Source organism: Ruegeria sp. HKCCA4633, from assembly GCF_013034605.1.
In the GTDB taxonomy this organism is placed as follows: domain Bacteria; phylum Pseudomonadota; class Alphaproteobacteria; order Rhodobacterales; family Rhodobacteraceae; genus Ruegeria.
Genome location: NZ_WQGJ01000003.1, coordinates 313,169 through 332,041 on the forward strand (window position 1 = coordinate 313,169; position 18,873 = coordinate 332,041).

17 protein-coding genes are annotated in these 18,873 nt (G+C 56.1%); 11 read left to right on the forward strand and 6 right to left on the reverse strand.

Translation table 11 applies throughout. The features are described 5' to 3' along the window. Window positions 1-17 precede the first annotated feature (17 nt). From GOV85_RS10890 to pdeM, 11 genes are all read left to right on the forward strand, one after another. The gene (locus GOV85_RS10890; RefSeq protein ID WP_171177910.1) at window positions 18-644 is read left to right on the forward strand and encodes an OmpA family protein; all 627 of its coding nucleotides are present in this window, start codon (window positions 18-20) and stop codon (window positions 642-644) included. A 199-nt stretch (window positions 645-843) separates the two neighbouring features. After that, window positions 844-2,082 carry an AAA family ATPase gene (locus GOV85_RS10895; RefSeq protein ID WP_171177912.1) on the forward strand — a complete coding sequence of 413 codons (1,239 nt, stop codon included), beginning with the start codon at window positions 844-846 and terminating at the stop codon, window positions 2,080-2,082. Between the two features lie 24 nt (window positions 2,083-2,106). Beyond that, entirely contained in the window at window positions 2,107-3,549 is a 1,443-nt protein-coding gene (locus GOV85_RS10900) for a CpaF family protein (RefSeq protein WP_171177914.1), read from the forward strand. 11 nt (window positions 3,550-3,560) lie between these two features. Then, window positions 3,561-4,529, forward strand: a complete 969-nt coding sequence (locus tag GOV85_RS10905; protein ID WP_171177923.1) for a type II secretion system F family protein — start codon at window positions 3,561-3,563, stop codon at window positions 4,527-4,529. 9 nt (window positions 4,530-4,538) lie between these two features. Continuing rightward, window positions 4,539-5,522 (forward strand): type II secretion system F family protein, encoded by a 984-nt coding sequence (locus GOV85_RS10910; RefSeq protein WP_171177924.1) that lies wholly within the window; start codon window positions 4,539-4,541, stop codon window positions 5,520-5,522. Window positions 5,523-5,702: 180 nt separating this feature from the next. After that, the gene (locus GOV85_RS10915; RefSeq protein WP_371809073.1) at window positions 5,703-6,110 is read left to right on the forward strand and encodes a tetratricopeptide repeat protein; all 408 of its coding nucleotides are present in this window, start codon (window positions 5,703-5,705) and stop codon (window positions 6,108-6,110) included. A 29-nt stretch (window positions 6,111-6,139) separates the two neighbouring features. After that, a complete protein-coding gene (locus tag GOV85_RS10920; RefSeq protein ID WP_171177928.1) occupies window positions 6,140-6,991 on the forward strand; it encodes a lipopolysaccharide assembly protein LapB in 852 nt (283 codons plus the stop codon). 3 nt (window positions 6,992-6,994) lie between these two features. Then, on the forward strand, window positions 6,995-7,540 hold the full coding sequence (locus GOV85_RS10925) for a prepilin peptidase (RefSeq protein ID WP_171177930.1): 546 nt from the start codon (window positions 6,995-6,997) through the stop codon (window positions 7,538-7,540). Between the two features lie 117 nt (window positions 7,541-7,657). Continuing rightward, window positions 7,658-8,965, forward strand: a complete 1,308-nt coding sequence (locus GOV85_RS10930) for an ATPase (RefSeq protein ID WP_171177932.1) — start codon at window positions 7,658-7,660, stop codon at window positions 8,963-8,965. Between the two features lie 40 nt (window positions 8,966-9,005). Continuing rightward, window positions 9,006-11,417, forward strand: a complete 2,412-nt coding sequence (locus GOV85_RS10935) for a ligase-associated DNA damage response DEXH box helicase (RefSeq protein WP_171177934.1) — start codon at window positions 9,006-9,008, stop codon at window positions 11,415-11,417. A 40-nt stretch (window positions 11,418-11,457) separates the two neighbouring features. After that, window positions 11,458-12,120, forward strand: coding sequence for a ligase-associated DNA damage response endonuclease PdeM (gene pdeM, locus GOV85_RS10940; RefSeq protein ID WP_171177936.1), 663 nt, complete (start codon window positions 11,458-11,460; stop codon window positions 12,118-12,120). 2 nt (window positions 12,121-12,122) lie between these two features. Here the strand turns inward: pdeM and GOV85_RS10945 are convergent, their stop codons facing one another. The 6 genes from GOV85_RS10945 to ftsH form a co-directional block, all read right to left on the reverse strand. Next, window positions 12,123-12,821 (reverse strand): LytTR family DNA-binding domain-containing protein, encoded by a 699-nt coding sequence (locus GOV85_RS10945; RefSeq protein WP_371813586.1) that lies wholly within the window; start codon window positions 12,819-12,821, stop codon window positions 12,123-12,125. 255 nt (window positions 12,822-13,076) lie between these two features. Next, complete coding sequence (gene folD / locus GOV85_RS10950) at window positions 13,077-13,967, reverse strand: bifunctional methylenetetrahydrofolate dehydrogenase/methenyltetrahydrofolate cyclohydrolase FolD (protein WP_171177940.1); 891 nt, start codon at window positions 13,965-13,967, stop codon at window positions 13,077-13,079. A 53-nt stretch (window positions 13,968-14,020) separates the two neighbouring features. Next, complete coding sequence (locus GOV85_RS10955) at window positions 14,021-14,326, reverse strand: chorismate mutase (protein WP_171177942.1); 306 nt, start codon at window positions 14,324-14,326, stop codon at window positions 14,021-14,023. A gap of 58 nt (window positions 14,327-14,384) precedes the next feature. Further along, complete coding sequence (locus GOV85_RS10960) at window positions 14,385-16,061, reverse strand: formate--tetrahydrofolate ligase (protein ID WP_171177944.1); 1,677 nt, start codon at window positions 16,059-16,061, stop codon at window positions 14,385-14,387. A 165-nt stretch (window positions 16,062-16,226) separates the two neighbouring features. Further along, window positions 16,227-16,802, reverse strand: a complete 576-nt coding sequence (locus tag GOV85_RS10965) for an MOSC domain-containing protein (protein WP_171177946.1) — start codon at window positions 16,800-16,802, stop codon at window positions 16,227-16,229. Window positions 16,803-16,901: 99 nt separating this feature from the next. Continuing rightward, window positions 16,902-18,818 carry an ATP-dependent zinc metalloprotease FtsH gene (gene ftsH, locus GOV85_RS10970; RefSeq protein ID WP_171177949.1) on the reverse strand — a complete coding sequence of 639 codons (1,917 nt, stop codon included), beginning with the start codon at window positions 18,816-18,818 and terminating at the stop codon, window positions 16,902-16,904. Window positions 18,819-18,873: the final 55 nt, after the last annotated feature.

Below are 18,873 nucleotides of genomic sequence, written 5' to 3' on the forward strand. Positions count from 1 at the left end.
TCAGGAGGATAGGACCAATGCAAAAGTGGATCATCACATTGGGTCTTACGGTCGCAGTTGCCGCATGTACGCGCGAGGCCGGATACGAGATCGATGCTGGAACTTTCGGCAACGCAACGTTGAACAACATTCAGGTACAAAACGGTGAACTGACTTACGCTCAGATCCTCGGCCAACGCTTTGCGGCGGATGTACCAAGCCAGGTGAACTTTGCCTTTAACAGTTCACAGTTGGACGCGTCGGCACAGCGAATCCTGTTGCAGCAAGCAGACTGGATCAAACAGTTCCCTGAAGCGCGCTTCCGGGTATACGGCCATACCGACGCTGTGGGTTCGACCAGCTACAACAAAAGCCTCGGCTTGCGCCGTGCCCAGTCGGTTGTGGCCTTCCTTGAGCGCCAAGGAATCTCGCGTTCGCGACTTGAAGCAGTTGTGTCCTTTGGCAAATCGCAGCCTTTGATTGCCACACAGCAGCGCGACCGCCGGAACCGCCGGACTGTGACCGAGGTTTCAGGCTTTGTTGACGGCAACCGGCAGCTTCTGGACGGCAAATACGCAAATGTGATCTACCGGGAATATGTGGAAAGTGCGACATTCAAGATCACGGTCCAAGAAGTGACCGCGTCAGATGGCGATGATGGATAATACATCCGAAATGGGCGGCATCGTCGCCCATTTCCCTACAATTGGTTCTTTTGCGCCCAATTCTTGCCCAACTTCAAAGCAACATTGTGAACAATAGGGTGACCTGCGGCCAAATTTGACCGTATTGGGGCGACAGCACATCAATCTGGCGGATTTCGTTCATATGACATGCTGAGCCCTCACGACGAGGATAGTGTTTATGACCAGCGCGACGCCGCAAGATGACAATACAGCAATTTTGGCCTGCACCATCAGCCGGGATGTCCAAAATTTCGATCTTTTGATCGAAGACATGGAGGCCATTCTGGGTGAACGCTGGGGAGATCTGGGCTTTGCCGAGGCGCTGGCCTTTTTCAGCCAGCCAGAAGCTGAATCTCTTGAATTTGTGGCGTTGGCAATTGATGGAGAGGACGAAGACAACCTTTCTTTGATGGGTGAGATCATCACCCAGGCCAAAGAAAAGAAAATCAAAGTTGTCCTGATCGCTGAAGACGTCACACCGGCCTCACTGCATCAGCTATTGCGCAAAGGCGCAGACGAATTCGTCCCCTACCCTCTTCCGGAAGGCGAACTGCAAGAAGCGATCGAGCGCATGAAGCAGCCCGATCCTGTCGCAGTGGCTCAAGCCGCCGCCGTTCCTTTGACAAGCGGCGAGGCAAAGGAAGGGGCATTGTTCGTTGTGCAGGGGCTGGCTGGCGGTGTGGGTGCGACCACAATGGCCGTCAACCTGGCTTGGGAGCTGGCCTGTGCGTCGGAAAAAGATACCCCTTCGGTCTGCCTGATCGATCTGGATCTTCAATACGGTACGGTTTCCACCTATCTGGACCTGCCGCGGCGCGAAACGGTTTTTGAAATGTTGTCAGATACCGAATCGATGGATAACGAGGTTTTCTCACAAGCGCTTCAAACTTATGAAGAAAAGCTTCAGGTTTTGACGGCACCATCGGATATGGTGCCGCTGGATCTGATTACACCAGATGATATTCAGCGCGTTATCGACATGGCCCGCACACATTTCGATTATGTGATCGTCGACATGCCCAAGACGCTGGTTCTGTGGTCCGAAACGGTCTTGCAAGCGGCGCATGTGTATTTCGCGATGATCGAATTGGACATGCGCTCTGCGCAGAATGCACTGCGCCTGAAGCGCGCCTTGCAGGCAGAGGAGTTGCCCTTCAATAAACTGCGTTTTGCTCTAAACCGAGCGCCCAAGTTTACCGATCTCAACGGAAAGAGCCGAGTAAAGCGTATGGGTGAAAGCCTTGGGATCTCGATCGACCTGCAATTGCCCGATGGGGGCAAGCCGGTCATGCAGAGCGGTGACCACGGTCTGCCACTGGCGAATTCGGCCGCCAAGAACCCGTTGCGCCGGGAAATCGCGAAACTGGCAAAATCGCTTCACAGCCTTGGTAGCGGCAGCGCCGAAGAAGCTGCGTAACATCTTTGCAAAGGGGTACCTGCCGTGTTTTCAAGATATAAGAAACCGTCCGCTGCACAGCCGGTAAAAGCGCCGGCACAAGCCACCGAACCGGCAGCGCCCGTTGCACAGGCCGCTGCCACAACGACAGCGGTTGCACGCAAACCCCAAAAAAAGAAGCCCGGCGAGGTCGTTGGATCCGATCGTGATCGCAAGCGAAAGGAACGACTGGGCGAAATCAAGATCGAGCTGCACAAGGAATTGTTGGAAAACCTGAACCTTGCGGCTTTGGAAAACGCGGGCGAAGCCGAATTGCGCGCAGAAATCAGCGCAATTGCCAGCGAGGTTCTGGAAACCAAGAACATCGTTCTGAACCGCGAAGACCGGTCTCAACTGAACAAAGAACTGTATGATGAGGTGACAGGTCTCGGCCCGCTTGAGACCCTGCTACAAGACGACACGGTCAACGATATTCTGGTCAACGGCCCGCAACAGATTTTTGTTGAACGCGCGGGTAAGCTGGAACTCAGCGACATCACGTTCAAGGATGAAAAACACCTGATGCGGATCATCGACAAGATCGTGTCCGCTGTGGGTCGTCGTGTTGATGAATCAAACCCTTATGTTGACGCCCGTCTGGCCGACGGCTCGCGTTTCAACGCCATGGTCCCGCCAATTGCGGTGGATGGATCGCTGGTCTCGATCCGTAAATTCAAAAAGGACAAGCTGGGCATTGACGATCTGGTCAATTTCGGCGCTTTCACGGAAGAAATGGCTGCCTACCTGCAGGCGGCGGTATCAACGCGCCTGAACATAATCGTTTCGGGCGGTACCGGTTCCGGTAAAACAACCACTTTGAACGCACTGTCCAGTTTTATCGACGATGTCGAGCGCATCCTGACCATCGAGGATACGGCGGAACTTCAGTTGCAGCAGACCCATGTGGGACGAATGGAAAGCCGCCCGCCCAACGTGGAAGGCAAAGGCGAAGTCAGCCCGCGTGACTGTTTGAAAAACGCCCTGCGTATGCGGCCTGATCGCATCATCGTGGGTGAGACGCGAGGCGCCGAAGTGATCGACATGTTGCAGGCCATGAACACCGGCCACGATGGGTCGATGACCACGATCCACGCCAACTCGGCGCGTGACGGTATTTCGCGACTAGAGAACATGATTGCCATGGCAGGGATCGAGATGCCGATCAAGGCGGTCCGCAGCCAGATCTCATCTGCTGTGAACCTGATTGTGCAGGCCAGCCGCTTACAGGACGGTTCACGCCGGATGACCTCGATCACCGAGATCACAGGGATGGAAGGCGATGTGATCTCGATGCAGGAAATTTTTCGTTTTCAACGCGTTGGACTAACACCCGACAACAAGATCATCGGTCATTTCACCGCAACCGGCGTGCGCAGCCACTATTCGGAACGCTTCCGTCTGTGGGGCTTTGATCTACCAGCGTCGATCTACGACCCAACCACGATGTAGGAGAAACACGCATGAATGTGCCTATGGAGGCGATTATCTATGTCGCCATCTTTGTGGGGGTTCTTGCCCTGGTCGAGGGCATCTATCTTGTCGCCTTCGGCAAATCCATCAGCCTGAACAGCCGGGTTAACCGCCGTCTGGACATGCTGGAAAAGGGTGCCGGGCGCGAACAGGTGCTTGAGCAGCTGCGCAAGGAAATGCAGCAGCATATGAAATCGCAGAGCATCCCTCTGTATTCACTGCTTGCTGACAAGGCTCAGAAGGCGGCGATTGCGTTTTCCCCGCGTCAGTTGATCATGATCATGGCTTTGGTGTCCGGCGTGGCGTTTGTCGGGCTCAGCATTGGCACTGCCACAGATACCGCACTGCGCGCCGTAATCTCTATCGCGATTGGCATCGGAGGCGTTTACGCATGGGTCAATCACAAGGCCAAGAAACGCATGGGTATGATTGAGGAACAACTGCCCGACGCGGTTGAATTGATGGTGCGTTCGCTGCGTGTGGGTAACCCGTTCGTGTCGACCATTCAGGTGGTTTCAAACGAAGTTCAGGATCCGCTGGGCACTGAATTTGGCGTCATTGCGGATGAATGTGCCTATGGCCGCGATGTCGGTGAGGCCTTGAAAGATATGGCCGAGCGGCTGGACATGCAGGACTTGCGTTTTTTGGCCGTCGCTGTGGGTATCCAACAGCAATCCGGTGGTAACCTCGCTGAAATTCTGGCCGGTCTGGCTCAGGTCATCCGGGCCCGATTCCGCCTGTTCCGCCGGGTAAAAGCCATCACCGCCGAAGCGCAGTGGTCAGGAAAGTTCCTGTCTGGCTTTCCGATTGCCTGTCTGGTTTTCATCCTGGTTAAAGACCCAGGCTATTATGACGAGGTGTTGGACCATCCCTGGTTCATCCCCGCCTGTTTCGTTGTCGCCATCATGCTGACACTGAACCTGATCGTCATGAAGATCATCACCAACATTAAGGTCTGAGGGCGCATCATGGAATTTCTGACCAGCATCAATGACCTTTTGACACAACACCTGGGTGAATTCGGACCGCTTATCGTTGTCGGCATTCTGGGTCTGATAATGATTCTTGTGGCCGTCTCGCTGATGATGAATCAGCCCGAAGACCCGCTGAAAAAACTGCAAAGATCAAACTCAGCCCCTAAAAAGCAAACAAAAGACAAAAAAGAACGGCTTCGCAACTCAAGCCGTAACGAGCAGCTTGAGAAATTTGCAACGTTCCTTGAGCCTAAGAACGAAGAAGAATATTCGGCGGTCGAACTGAAACTGCGGCAGGCCGGGTATCGGTCGAAAGACTCGGTTCGGTTCTTCCATTTCGCTCAGTTTTCGCTGGGTATTCTTGGGATTCTCGTCGGTGTCCTGTTGATCACCGTCTTTTCCGGTGGACAGGAATTCACCGGTCAGCAGATGATCATCCGGGTTTTTGTTCCGGGCGCGATCGGCTACTTCGCCCCCAAATACTGGATCTCACGTCGAGTGGAAGAGCGAAAAGAAGCCATTACCGCAGGATTTCCCGACACGCTTGACCTGATGCTAGTATGCGTCGAAGCCGGGCAATCCCTGGATCAGGCAATCGTCCGTGTGGCCAGCGAAATGAGTGCCTCCTACCCTGACATCGCGCAAGAATTTGAAATCGTCGCCTACGAAATGAAGGCCGGTAAGGACAAAGATACGGTTCTGCGCGACTTCGGTACGCGGTGCGGTGTGCAGGATGTGAATTCATTCGTGACCGTGATGATCCAATCGGCGTCATTTGGTACATCCATTGCCGAAGCTCTGCGGGTGTATGCCGGTGAGATGCGCGACAAACGCGTCATGCGCGCCGAAGAGGCCGCGAACAAGTTGCCGACAAAGATGACTCTTGTCACAATGGCGCTGACAGTGCCGCCATTGCTGATCATTCTGATCGGTCCGTCGGTAAGGGTCATTTCGAGTTTTGGACGCGCGGGCGGATAGAACCCTATGAAAGCTGAAAACAGGTGCTTCCCTTTCGGGTTTCGCCGAATACTTTGGGCCACCACAGTTTGCGCTGTGGTGGCTTCCTGCACGGAAGAGTCGTCGTCAAACGGTTTGGACGCGCCGGGGTTTGATCCCAAAGGTGAGGCTGAAGACAACATAACGGTCGGAAACAGATTGATGGCCGCTGGCGAATACGAGCTGGCATTAGAGTCGTTTTCCCGCGCCGCGCTGGATCAAGGTATGACCACACAGGTGCTGACGTCACTGGGAACAGCCAATCTTGGCTTAAGAAGGGTGGGCCAGGCTGAGACACTTTTGCGCCGCGCTGTTGAGAACGAGCCCGACTGGCCCGTCGCCTGGAACAATCTTGGTGTCCTTCTGATGGAAAAACAGGAATATCCCGAGGCCGCACAGGTGTTTCAGCGAGCGTTTGCATTGGACAATGGCGAAAGTGACGCAATCCGCGACAATCTGCGCTTAGCACTCGCAAAAATGGAAAATCCTGTTAATACTACTACTCAAGAACAAGAATACACACTGGAACAGCGTGGCGACGGGCAATTTACGCTCCGCAAGATCCAGTAATTGAGGCAAGAGCAGTAAAGGACGCAAAAATGCGCCAGCAATTCTTGATTCCGACTGTCATTATCAGCGGTCTGATCCTTTCGGCCTGTGCAAAGGAAACCGAAGAGGAAAAAGTCGAACGCACGTTTCAAGAAGTGAACGTGATTGACGAAACAAACTTGAACGATGTGCTTCTGAACGCGGCTGACCCAAACGAAGCTGTTACCTATTTTCAGGGTGCCGCGCTAAAAAATCCCGACCGGATCGACCTTCAACGCGGATTGGCCATTTCTCTGGGACGTGCCAAGCGCACGACTGAAGCCGCAGCCGCGTGGAAGCGCGTGACGACAATGAAGGGCACGAACGCCGCGGACAGGGTCGAGTACGCGGATGCATTGGTCAGGAGCGGCGACTGGACAAAGGCCAAATCAGTTCTGGATACAGTTCCCCCAACCTTTGAGACCTTCAAGCGGTATCGACTTGAAGCAGTGGTCGCGGATTCGCGCAAAGAATGGAAGCGTGCTGACCACTTTTATGAAACCGCAGTCGGCCTGACCACCCGGCCCGGCAGCGTTATGAACAACTGGGGATATTCGAAACTGACCCGCGGTGAATATGCCGAAGCTGAGCGCCTGTTCACTGACGCCATCCGTCAGGATAGCTCATTGTTCACCGCCAAGAACAATCTGGTATTGGCCCGTTCGGCACAGGGCAACTATAGCCTACCAGTCGTTCCGATGACCCAGATCGAGCGGGCGCGGCTGCTGAACACAATGGCAATTTCAGCTGTTAAACAAGGCGACGTCACAACCGCAAAGAACCTGTTCCGCGAAGCAATCGCTACCCATCCACAGCATTTCGACGAAGCGGTCCGCTCGCTTCGTGCGCTTGAAGGGGCCTGATACATGCACATTCCAGCAGCCGCTGCGGCCTGGTTTCTGCCGTTTGTGCTGCCGATCTGTTTTTATGTCGCCTTCACCGATATGCGTGACATGCGGATCAAGAACCATGCCGTTTACGCGCTGACGCTGGTCTTTGTTGTAATCGGCCTGATCGCAATACCACCCTGGTCGACAGACTGGCTAAGCGGCAATCTGGGTCCTTTGTCGGTGTCGTTGCCGATTTATGCATGGCAACTGCTCCATATCGTGGTGATCTTGCTTCTGGGTATCATCCTGAACGCTGCAGGGGTCATGGGTGCGGGCGACGCCAAGTTCATGGCTGCGGCATCTGCTTTTATCTGGTTGGGTGATCTCAGGGTGATGATGCTGATCCTTATGGCCTGTATTCTGGCCGCTGTTGTGACACACCGGCTTGCTAAACATACACCGCTGCGGGCCATTGCGCCGCATTGGGAAAGCTGGGATCGCGGCAAACAGTTTCCAATGGGCCTTGCTCTGGCTGGTTCCCTAGCCATGTACTTGATTTTGGGTACTGTTCTCGGATCGTAAACTATCATCAGCACGCCTTGTCATTGCCTTTGTCCCGCCACAAAGCTGGGTCATTTTTCCTCCAAACCGCCCTCATTCGGGTATTTGGCGTGACACTTTGACAAACGAGCAACGCGCATGAATATGCAGACTTCCGCAGTTATGGCCCCCCCTGCCCCAAAAGGCCTGGGCGAAATGAAACTTCCGCTGGTGATGATGCGGGATATTCTGCTGAAAACCGTCTTCCGCAAAAATGCCAGCACCGTTTCCGAAATCGCAGCGGCCATTTGTCTGCCCGGTTCGGTAACGCAAGAACTGGTGGACATCGCACGCGATCAGAAACTGCTGGAGGCGACCGGGACCCTGAATGCTAACAGCGGCAACGAGATGGGGTATCAGCTGACCGATGCAGGCAAGGCCCGCGCCTTGGACGCGCTGAGCCAGTCAGAATACTTCGGTGCCATGCCCGTGCCGCTCGACGTTTACCGCGAGCAGGTTAAACGCCAGTCAATCCGCAACATTCAGGTCACACGAGAACAACTGGTTGGCGCAATGGGCCATCTGGTGCTGCCCGACAGCCTGCTGGATCATCTGGGCCCCGCGGTCAGCGCTGGTCGTTCAATCCTGATGTATGGCCCTCCGGGCAACGGTAAATCCTCAGTTTCGAACGGTATCCGCGACGCGCTTGGGGACAATGTCTATGTGCCTTACGCCATCGAATATGCCGGTCAGGTGATCACCGTCTATGACCCGATCGTACACACTGCGATCGAGCAAGAGCCTGACGACCCCAACAGCCTGCGTCGCCGCAAACGGTTTGATTCGCGCTATGTCCAATGTGAACGACCTACGGTTGTGACCGGTGGTGAACTGTCACTGAGCATGCTGGATCTGGTCTACAACCCGACCGCGCGGACCTATCAGGCCCCATTGCAGTTGAAATCGACTGGCGGCATCTTTATCGTGGACGACCTTGGCCGTCAGGCCGAACCGCCGCAGGCGCTGGTCAACCGTTGGATTGTTCCGTTGGAAGAGAACAAGGATATCCTGGGCCTGCAATCGGGTGAGAAATTCGAAGTGCCGTTTGACACGTTGGTCATCTTCTCGACCAACTTCCACCCGAATGAGATCTTCGACCAAGCGGCCCTGCGCCGGATCTTCTTCAAAATCAAAATCGACGGTCCGAACCAGGAAAACTTCCTGAAAATCCTTGCCATGGTGGCCCGCAAACGCGGCATGCCACTGGATGAGGCGGCACTGGTGCATCTGCTGAAGGTTAAATACCCGACCATCAACAACATCTACGCCAATTATCAGCCGATCTTCCTGATCGATCAGATGATCTCGATCTGCGAGTTTGAGGGCATCCCCTATCAGATGAGCCCCGATCTGATCGACCGCGCCTGGGCCAACATGTTCGTAAAAGACGAGAAAATCGTCAAATAACGCTGTGCCAATTCCTCTGCCGCGCGGGTAATCTGTGTTCATGACGCAGATTCCCGCTCGGATCGGTACGTGGTTTTCCACCAAAGGCTGGTCCATCCACCCGCATCAGCATGAGATGTTCGACCGGGCGCAAGACCCCGCAACCTTGCTGATCGCGCCCACTGGTGGTGGCAAGACCATGGCCGGCTTTCTGCCAACACTGGCCGAGCTGGCCGACGGTGCCCATACCGGTTTGCACACGATCTATGTTTCACCGCTCAAGGCACTGGCGGCCGATATCAAACGTAACCTGCGCACCCCGGTGGACGAGATCAACCTGCCCATACGGATCGAAGATCGCACCGGCGACACATCGGCCACACAAAAGAAACGTCAACGCGCCGATCCGCCCCATATCCTGCTAACCACACCCGAAAGCCTGGCACTGCTGACCTCTTACGAAGATGCGCCACGTATGTTCGATGGTGTGCAACGGATCATCGTCGATGAAATCCACGCGCTGGCAGAAAGCACGCGGGGTGATCAGCTGATGCTGGCGCTGGCACGACTGCAACGCCTCAACCCTGCTCTGCGTCGCGTCGGCTTGTCAGCCACCGTTGAAGACCCCGCAGCAATAGCCCGCTTTCTGGCCCGCCACCCAGACCCCTGCCAGATCGTGCAGGCAGATCCGGGGCCGGACCCGGATATCCAAATGCTGGAAACAACCGAGATGCCGCCCTGGTCCGGTGGTGGCGCAGCCTATGCGATTCCGGCGGTGCTGGATCAAATCCGGCAGCATAAAACCACACTGATCTTTCATAACACGCGCGCTCAGGCCGAAATCTTCTTTCACAACCTGTGGCTGGCCAATGAAGACGGCCTGCCCATCGGCATTCATCACGGCAGCCTTGACCGGCAACAACGCGAGAGGGTTGAGGCTGCGATGGTCCGGGGGGATCTGCGCGCCATCGTTTGCACTGGTTCTTTGGATCTGGGCATCGACTGGGGCGATGTGGATCTGGTGATCCAGATCGGTGCACCCAAGAATGTCAAACGTCTTGTTCAACGGATCGGGAGGGCCAATCACCGTTATAACGCGCCCTCAAAGGCGCTGCTGGTGCCTGCCAACCGGTTTGAAGTGGTCGAATGCGTCGCTGCGCTGGAGGCGGTAAAAGCCCATGATCTGGATGGCGAACCCCGCGGCCCTGGCCCCCGCGATGTCTTGTGCCAGCATATTCTGATTGCCGCCTGCGCCGGACCGTTTGAGGCTGGTGATCTGTACAAGGAAATGACGGCTGCGGGGCCTTACGCGCACCTGAACCGTGCCGAGTTTGACGCCTGTCTCGATTTCTGCGCCACCGGTGGTTACGCCTTGAAGGCATATGATCGCTGGCAACGGCTGCAAAAACGTGCTGACGGGAAATGGCAGCTGCGTGATCCCCGCGCAGCGTCGCGCATTCGCATGAATTTGGGCACAATTCAGGACACTGACACGCTCAAGGTCCGTCTAAAGCGCAGCCGGGGCGGCAAGCCGTTGGGAGAGGTTGAGGAAGCCTTTGCCGCCTCTCTGACGCCTGGCGACACTTTTTTGATAGGTGGACAAATTGTGCGGTATGAGGGCCTGCGCGAAATGGTGGTCGAGGTCAGCCGTCGTGCTGATCGCAAACCCAAGATCGCGACCTTCTCGGGTACGAAATTTGCAACCTCCACCCAGCTCAGCGACCGCATTCTGCGCATGTTTGCCCAAGAAGATTGGCCGCAACTGCCCTCTCATACCGCGGAATGGCTGGCCTTGCAGCGGCAGATCTCGCGCCTGCCTCAGCGCGACCGCTTGCTGATCGAAAGCTTTCCAAGCGACGGTCGGGAAAATCTATGTGTTTACGGATTCGCCGGTCGTAACGCGCAGCAAACACTGGGTCTGCTGCTGACGAAACGGATGGAAGATACTGGCCTGGCCCCGATGGGCTTTGTTGCAACGGATTACGCCACGCTGATCTGGGGGCTGGATGCAGTTACAGATCCTACCCCACTGTTTCAACGCGACGCGTTGCGCGACGGGTTGGACACTTGGCTCGCTGGCAATGCCGTGATGAAACGCACCTTTCGCGCCTCTGCCACCATAGCGGGCCTGATCGAACGCAACACGGTTGGCCAACGCAAAAGCGGGCGGCAGGCAACGTTTTCGTCGGACATTCTCTATGACACTCTGTGGAAATACGACCCGGATCACCTGTTGATGCAGATCACCCGTGAAAAAGCAATGCGCGGGTTGGTCGATTTTGGCCGGATTGAAGCCATGCTGGAGCGAATAGGCGACCGAATGGATCTGCTGCGGCTGGATCGCATATCGCCACTGTCAGCCCCACTTTTCCTTGAGGTCGGAAAAGTTCCCGTGAAAGGCGCTGCAGAGGAACGCCTGCTGGCGGAAGAAAGCGAGCGTTTATTGCAATCAGCCGGGCTAGATCAGCTTTGATCCTCTTGCGTCAGGCAACGAAACACGCCAAGAACGTATCATGAACGTGTGCGAGTTTTTCTTTGCAAGTCAGCGCCTCGGCGCTCTGTCTTCGGGTGCGCTGTGGTGGCCAGAGCAGCAAATGCTGTGTGTCTCGGACCTGCATTTGGGCAAATCCGAACGATTGGCGCGGCGCAACGGGCTTGCATTGCCCCCTTACGACACCCGCGAAACACTGGATCGATTGGCGGATGATTTGGAGCGCACCAACGCGGAAACTGTTCTATGCTTGGGTGACAGCTTTGACGACCTTGAAGCCGCCCAAGCGCTGCCTTCAGCCGAAAGACTACGGATCGCAGCATTGCAAGCTGGGCGCAAATGGATATGGATCGAAGGAAACCATGATCCCGGCCCAATTGAGCTGGGCGGAACTCACCTGTTCGAATGGCGCATTGGCCCGCTTGTCTTTCGCCATATTGCAGAGGATCAAGCACAAGGAGAAGTTTCCGGCCATTACCACCCAAAAGCGCGGATCAGGGTAAGGGGGCGGCACATTTCGCGACCCGCTTTTCTATTGGATCAAAAACGCCTGATCCTGCCGGCTTACGGTACCTTCACAGGCGGGCTGCGCAGTTCGGATCAAGTTCTGGCAGACCTCATGGATCAAAGCGCCATGGCTATTCTAACCGGCCCGCACCCGCAGATGATGCCGATGCCGCGCTAACGTCAGATCAAACCGTCCTGTTCCAACATCGGTTTGTACTTTCGGCTGACTGGCACCAGATCGCCGTTGACCAGCTTTAAGAACGTTTTGCCATTTGTCTTTTCAACACCGGTGATAGAAGCATCCGTCACCCAATGCGAGCGATGCGAGCAATGGCCGGGAACCGGTTCCATCTCGGCAATGGCGTCCGTGAAACGCGACCGGAGCGTGAAAACTCCTTCCGAAGTCACAACATCCACATTGTGATCCCTTACGGTCAGGCGATAAATCTGACCATTGAAACCAGCAGGTAAGCGTTTGGCAAGACGCGGCTTTTCAATGTCTGGCGACAACGCCACTGCAGCTTGCAAGTCGTTGCGTTGCACAAAAACCAGCCCTGCCACCAACAACACCCCATAAACAGCAACTGTTTGCGCACCTGGTGCCATATGACCACCGATAGTGAACAAAATCCACGCCAGCAACCAAAGCGACGGTGTGAAAAAGGACAGGATCAGACCGGCGTAAGCTAGATCCCGGGCTGGAATGTTCAAAAGCAATGGGCTGTTGAGCATCAGCTTTCGCACTAAACCGGTCACTGAAAGTGCCAAGACCATGACGCCGACCCAAAACAGAAGGCGCAAACCAAAGCTGAGTTCGGCAACCAGAAATGGTGGGAACGCATAGGCAAGCACAGGAAGAAAAACGACGCCCGCTGACACTCTTTGCGGGGTGCAAGCTTTTCGAATTGAATTTAACTTAGACGACATACTGCTTTTGTGCGTGCATAGCCCGAGCGCGATAGGCACAAGGGAAAATAAACCTGTAAACAACTGGAAATACAGGCTTATCAAGATAATTCAAGCTGGGAAACCCACTCATGAGTACGTCGCTCATGTTGTCTTGGGTTTAGTCCTGGCGTGTCACGCAGTCAGGTTAGGCGACGGGCCGTCTGTAGCGGCCCGACCCAAGTTGGTTTAGGCTGTCAGACCTTCCGGTTCTGGCAATCCGTTGGACCGGCAGCAGGCGGTCAGCGTGTTGGCCAGCAAACACGCGATAGTCATCGGGCCTACGCCGCCCGGAACCGGAGTGATTGCGCCCGCACGTTCAGCCGCGCTGGCGTAGTCTACGTCGCCAACCAGCTTGTTCTTGCCGTCACGCTCGATCCGGTTGATGCCTACGTCGATCACGGTGGCACCTTCCTTGATCCAGTCGCCCGGCACCATCTCAGGACGGCCAACAGCGGCGACAACAATGTCTGCGCGACGCACGACGTCAGGCAGGTCTTTGGTGCGCGAATGCGCAATCGTTACGGTGCAGCTGTCGCCCAGCAACAGCTGTGCCATAGGTTTGCCAACGATGTTTGAACGGCCAATCACAACCGCATCCATGCCCGACAGCGAGCCGTGATAGTCGCGCAGCATCATCAGGCACCCAAGCGGCGTGCAGGGCACCATCGATTTCTGCCCGGTGCCCAGCAGGCCCACGTTCGAGATGTGAAAACCATCGACATCCTTGGCAGGATCAATCGAGTTGATCACAAGATCTTCGTTCAAGTGCTTTGGCAGAGGCAGCTGAACCAGAATGCCATGGACGGCGGGATCGTTGTTCAGCTTATCGATCAGAGTCAGCAGGTCCTCTTCCGAGGTGTCGACGTCCAGCTTGTGTTCATACGAGTTCATGCCGACCTCGACGGTCTGCTTGCCCTTCGAGCGGACATAAACCTGGCTGGCGGGGTCTTCGCCTACCAGAACCACGGCAAGGCCGGGGGTGATGCCGTTTTCTTCTTTCAGCTTGGCAACCTGATCGGCCACTTGCGCGCGCACTTTTGCCGCGAATGCCTTACCGTCGATAACCTGCGCTACCATCCTTTGATCCCTTCTTTCAAAAAACGGATCGGGCGCAAGATGCGCCCGGTCAGTCAGTCAGAGCCGAGCACACGCTCTTCGCGGGCAATCGACCAATCTATCAAAATACGCCAGAGTTCTTCAGCAAGCTCAGGGTCCATACCCAGTTCATCGGAACTCTTGCGCACGCGCTGCACCACCTCTTCAACACGATCCGGGATTCGGGCGGGCAGCCCCTCGCCGGGTTTCAGCTGGGACGCACGGTCGATGTAACTGGCACGGTTCACCAGCATTTCGATCAGTTGGCGGTCCAGCCTGTCGATCTGAACCCGCAATTCCTGCATAGTGTCACAGTCTTGCGGCGGTGTCAGAGTGGGCATCGCGGTCTCCTCATGGCCCGGGGAAATCCCCGGACCACGAGATGGTTCAAAAAACGGCTTAGAACAAGCCCTCGATATCACCTGCGTCGTTAAGGCAGATGGTTTCTGCAGCCGGTTTGCGGGGCAGACCAGGCATGGTCATGATCTCACCGCAGACAACTACGATAAAACCGGCACCTGCGGACAGGCGAACCTCACGCACCGGAACCGAGTGGCCGGTGGGCGCGCCGCGCAGGGTCGGATCGGTCGAGAACGAGTACTGAGTTTTCGCCATGCAGACCGGCAGGTTGCCATAGCCCGCGTCTTCCCACTCGCGCAGTTGGTTGCGGATCTTGTTGTCGGCCAGAACCTCGTCAGCGCGGTAGATGCGCTTGGCGATGGTTTCGATCTTTTCGAACAGCGGCATTTCGTCGGGGTAGATCGGCGCGAAGTTTGCGGTGCCACCTTCAACGATTTCGACCACTTTCTCGGCCAGCGGAGCCGAGCCTTCCGAGCCCAGTTCCCAGTGACGCGACAGAACTGCTTCGACACCGTGATCGGCGCAGTAGTTCTTGACGGCCTCGACTTCGGCATCGGTGTCGGTGACGAAGTGGTTGATGGCGACAACAACCGGCACACCGAACGATTTCACGTTCTCGATGTGGCGGCCCAGGTTGGCGCAGCCCGACTTAACAGCGTCAACGTTTTCAGCACCCAGATCAGCCTTGGCCACGCCACCGTTCATCTTCATCGCGCGTACAGTGGCAACCAGAACAACAGCCGACGGGGCGATGCCCGCTTTACGGCATTTGATGTTCATGAACTTTTCGGCGCCAAGGTCCGCACCAAAGCCAGCCTCGGTCACAACATAGTCAGCGACTTTCAGCGCGGTCTTGGTCGCGATGACCGAGTTACAGCCGTGCGCGATGTTCGCGAACGGGCCACCGTGAACAAAGGCCGGGTTGTTTTCCAGCGTTTGCACCAGGTTCGGCTGCATGGCGTCCTTCAGCAGAACGGTCATTGCGCCTTCGGCCTTGATGTCGCGGCAATAAACCGGGGTTTTATCGCGGCGGTAAGCAACGATGATGTCGCCCAGACGCTTTTCAAGGTCTTTCAGATCGTTGGCCAGGCACAGGATCGCCATGACTTCGGATGCCACGGTGATGTCAAAGCCTGCTTCGCGCGGGAAGCCGTTCGAAACACCTCCCAAGCTGGCGGTGATCTGACGCAGGGCACGGTCGTTCATGTCGACCACACGACGCCATGCAACACGGCGCGTGTCGATTTCGGCTTCATTGCCCCAGTAAATGTGGTTGTCGATCATCGCCGACAGCAGCGAGTGCGCCGAGGTGATGGCGTGGAAGTCGCCGGTGAAGTGCAGGTTCATCTCTTCCATCGGAACAACCTGCGCGTAACCGCCACCTGCAGCACCGCCCTTCATGCCGAAGTTCGGGCCCAGCGAGGCTTCGCGGATACAGATCATCGCATTCTTGCCGATGCGGTTCAGGCCGTCACCCAGACCAACGGTGGTGGTGGTCTTGCCTTCGCCTGCCGGGGTCGGGTTAATCGCGGTCACCAAAATCAGCTTGCCGTCTTCGCGGTCCTGAACCGAGTTGATGAAGTCCTGACTGACTTTAGCTTTGTCATGGCCGTAAGGCAGCAGATCCGCTGAGTCGATGCCGATCTTGGCACCGATTTCCTGAATCGGCTTTTTGTTCGCTTCACGAGCGATTTCGATATCGGATTTGTAGCTCATTGGCCGGGGTCCCTAATTGAATGCCGTGCAATACCGACGCGATACGTCGGCGCTGCGCATTCCATACCCTTGTGTACAATCTCAATAGCCATGGATTCCGACATTCTGGTGTCGCGAAGCGTCGTAAGGTCATTTCATCGGTTTCTAATCGGAAACCTGACGCGTTTAAGGAGCCCAGGCGGGCTGGTCCGGAACAAACAACGTCAGATGATCCCCAAGCTGAATACGCCCCGGGCGTTCGACCCATCCGGTTATGCCGCGACGCCCCACCGCTGCCGGTTTGAACGCGGCACCATACCCGGGCTGATCCGCCTCGACCTCGCGCCCCGGTAACACGCAGGGAGCGTTTTCCATGTCGACGGTGATTGTTGCACCTAACGCGGCCTGCAAGCGTGATGATGGCGGAATGTGCGAGAAATCGGGAATGCCTTTCAGGACAATTGATGCGCCAAGATATGCGGGGTCTAGCGCCTCCAAACCCATACCCTGCGCGATCTGGTCAAGCTCTTCCACTGACAGAACCGACAACTGACGTACATTGCGGATTTCTGTCCCTGTGGGATAGAGGTTCTTGACCCGCACACAGGATGCCCGATTGCGCCCTTCGTGCCGTTCCCCAGCCACACCATCAAATGCCAGGTCCAACTCTTGCACGGCTGTCGCACGAAGCGACTTCCCAGCAGGAACATGGCCCAACCAAACCACTTCGCCTACATATTCAGTTTCACGCAAAAACGGCATAATGGCATCCCTTTTCCGCTGGAGTTCGAAAGGCATATTGCCCAGCAAACGTCAGATGAAAAGAGAAAAGACCCGAGCGTTCGCCCGGGTCTTTGTGATTTATGCGGTAGGTTCTGGCTCCATCCCACCCTCAGGAGGGGATTTCTTGGCCTTCGTCTTGGGAATGGCCGTAACGCTGGGTGCGCTGCCCTGATCCGGGCTGTCCCCTTCGTCATCGCCTTCGGTCGGCGATTCACCATTCATGACACGCTTGATCTCGTCCCCGGTCAGGGTCTCGTATTCCAGCAGGCCTTGGGCCAAACGCTCCCATTCTTCGTTCTTGTCGGTCAGAATCTTGTGAGCGCGCTCATAGCCTTGCTGGATCAGGCGCTTTACCTCTTCCTCGATCAGCTCTTTGGTATGCGCCGACACTGAGAAACCAGCAGTGTTGCCTGAATATCCCTCATGCGCCTCGGCATAATCGATATTGCCGACTTTATCGGACATACCCCAGCGCATCACCATGGCGCGGGCCAACTGGCTGGCCTGCATGATGTCACCGGCGGGGCCGTTCGAGACGTGGTCTTCACCGTATTTGATCACTTCGGCCGCTTTGCCCGCCATGGTCATCGCCAGCTTCTGCTCACACTCGTCCCGGTGATAGTTCAGCTGATCCATTTCGGGCAGGCTGACAACCATGCCAAGCGCACCGCCACGCGGGATGATCGTCGCCTTATAGACCGGATCACACAGCGGCAGGGTCATGCCAACGACGGCGTGGCCCGATTCGTGATAAGCGGTCTTTTCTTTCTGATCCTGAGTCAGCACCATCGACCGGCGCTCGGCCCCCATCATCACCTTGTCCTTGGCGTTCTCAAAATCTTCCATGGTGACAAAGCGACGACCCACACGCGCTGCCATCAGCGCAGCCTCGTTCACAAGGTTCGCCAGATCAGCGCCCGAGAAACCCGGAGTACCACGCGCGATGATGCGCAGATCGACATCGGGGCCCAAAGGTGTCTTGCGGGCGTGCACGCCCAGAATCTTCTCGCGGCCTTTGATGTCGGGGTTGCCAACTGTCACGTTGCGGTCAAACCGGCCCGGACGCAGCAGCGCAGGGTCCAGAACATCCTTACGGTTCGTCGCCGCCAGTATGATCACGCCTTCGTTGGCCTCGAACCCGTCCATCTCAACCAGCAGCTGGTTGAGCGTCTGTTCGCGTTCATCATTACCACCACCGTAGCCGGCACCACGGTGACGGCCCACGGCATCGATCTCGTCGATAAACACGATGCACGGCGCGTTCTTCTTGGCCTGTTCGAACATGTCGCGCACGCGGGATGCACCAACACCCACGAACATCTCAACGAAGTCCGAACCGGAAATGGTGAAGAACGGTACACCTGCCTCACCTGCAATCGCACGGGCCAGCAGTGTTTTACCGGTACCCGGAGGGCCAACCAAAAGCGCGCCTTTTGGAATTTTTCCACCAAGCCGCGAAAACTTCTGCGGGTTGCGCAGGAATTCCACGATCTCTTCCAGCTCTTCCTTAGCCTCATCAATGCCAGCAACATCATCGAAGGTCACACGGCCATGCTTTTCGGTCAGCATCTTGGCCTTGGACTTGCCAAAGCCCATCGCACCGCCTTTGCCGCCGCCCTGCATGCGGTTCATGAAGTAAACCCATACGCCGATCAGCAGCAAGAAAGGCAGCAGCGTGATCAGGAAGGACTGGAACCCAGACTGCTGTTGCTTGACCGCTTGAACCGGGATGTTCTCATCGATCAGCAGCTTGGTGACCTCGGCGTCGCCTGGTTTGATCGTGACATAGGTCGCGCCGTTTTCAGTGGTATAGCGAATCTGCTCTCCATCCAGCGTCACGTTTTTGACTTCACCGCTTTGGACGGCACCGACAAAGTCGGAATATGTTCTCTCATTGCTCTGAAGCGTTCCACCCGGTCCACTGAACAGATTGAACAGTGCCAGAATAAGCAGGAACAGAACGACCCAAAACGCGATATTGCGAGCGTTGCCCAAGGAAAATCTCCCAAAAGTTTCGGCAGGTGAGGAACTGCCAAGTTGTCTCTTAAAA